Here is a 1740-nt window from a genome sequence, read left to right on the forward strand (position 1 = left end):
GCTTTACGTTCGGATAGTGTTCTTTGAACCATTGGATTGCTTGCTCTCGGAGGAAAGGGACTCCGGGTTTCAGACCCATGGAAACGATCATATCGTGCATCAATAAACGTACTGGCTTTTCGTTCAATGTCGCCATTTAGGATTTTCCACTTCTATCGGGGGGAGGGGCTTAGAGAAGATAAGTAGATCGGAGTAGCTACCGCCCTTAGGTTTCAGCCCCTAGATGCTGATTTTTACCAGTGTTCAGATGACAGTTCCTTGTCATGGGTAGGCCTTGCATGGATCTTGGGAACCGTGCAAAAATCATAACTCATATTGTTCCAATTATTGAGTATATTGAGAGCTAAGTTAGGAGGAGATCACAGATTGAAAGGTTCAGTATTGGTGTACCCATGTGATGCACAAGATAGAACGCCCAATGTGTGAATGTGATACAAAGGCTGCTATGCCACATTAGAAGGATGCCAATTCGCTTATCTCATATGTCATACACATTTCCAGCCAAGAGCGGTGGAGGTGCCGTCTTTTGCTAAGTCCGGCATCCCGAGCTGACCCCGATGGCTGCCTATTTTTTATCAGTGTATGTGAGACGGGGGCAACAGTAAGAATTTCTCGCTAGTTTGCTGAATATGGTTATTTTTAAAGGACGTATTGGAATGAACATTGTTTCTGGTAATGTAGGGTCAGAGCCTGAGTTAAATGTCGGAGCTAAGGATGAAAGTGCCAGATATATAGAAGTTTTCGAAAAAAAGATGGATGAGGAATTTAAGTCATCTATACATTTTTCTAAAGTGAATTTGATGTTATCCGCTTTAGATCCTGCACGAGACCGTTTCTCCGCTAAATATAATTTTTTGCAATCAGTAGTTAATAATGATAGCGGAACTGCCGGAAAAGAGTGCGAACAATTGTTCATTGATTTTTTAACGGAATACTTGCCAAAAAATCTCGAGGTGTGTAGTGGTGGCCGTATTATTTTGGAAAATGGTGATGAATCACCTCAAATAGATATCATTGTGATCAAAGACATGCCAAAGCCATTTCCTAGAACATATATCTCTCATGAGTATGTGGTTGCTGCTTTTGAAGTAAAACTTACGCTAAAAAAAGAATATTTAAAGAAAATAGCTAATACTGCTGCATTGTTGAGACCTTGCCCTCGCTATGGTACACCAAGATCGGTTCTATTTGGAAAAATAATATATGGGGTTTTATCCTTATCTAGCAATATGTCAGGAAAAAAAATACCAACCGAGCATAAAAATTTAATGAGTAACTGGAAAGAATCTGACTCTATGCTCAAGGCCCTTAGAGAACTCGGCAATCCGCGTCATCCTAGCCAAGCAGTAGATTTAGTTCTTGTTGCGGACTCTTTTTTTCTGGGGGCATCAAAAAGTATTAATTACTCAAAAAATTGGCCGGTTGATTTTTTAGATGATATCGAACTCTACTATTATAATAATTTGTCCGTAGGCGTAGGAAAGGAAAATGCTAGCATGTTAGCTAGGACGCTGGCGATCCCTCCTAGAGATCAAGTGCTAGGTGCTTTTATATCCAGATTGTTTTATATGCTTTTCAGAGAGGGGATTGTCGATTCTGATTCTGCAGAAGCCATGTATCCGTTCGAGTCATCATTCAAATCATATTGCTACTCATGGAATATAGATGTATTAGGGGAAGACTTTAAGAGGCAATGGGAAAATAAATCTATCTCTGGTGAACCAGAATGGAGGTCTATAC

At 40.1% G+C, this 1740-nt stretch carries 2 protein-coding genes; one reads left to right on the forward strand and one right to left on the reverse strand.

The features are described 5' to 3' along the window. Positions 1-136, reverse strand: a 136-nt coding sequence (locus tag LG30_RS23035) for a DUF7669 domain-containing protein (protein ID WP_033132198.1), incomplete at its 3' end; no start/stop codon positions are given. Positions 137-656: 520 nt separating this feature from the next. On the opposite strand from LG30_RS23035, the gene LG30_RS22245 reads away from it, so the two are divergent. Further along, a partial coding sequence (locus tag LG30_RS22245) for a DUF6602 domain-containing protein (protein ID WP_202963169.1) occupies positions 657-1740 on the forward strand: 1084 nt, incomplete at its 3' end.

This window comes from Aeromonas aquatica (genome assembly GCF_000764655.1).
Lineage (GTDB): Bacteria > Pseudomonadota > Gammaproteobacteria > Enterobacterales > Aeromonadaceae > Aeromonas > Aeromonas aquatica.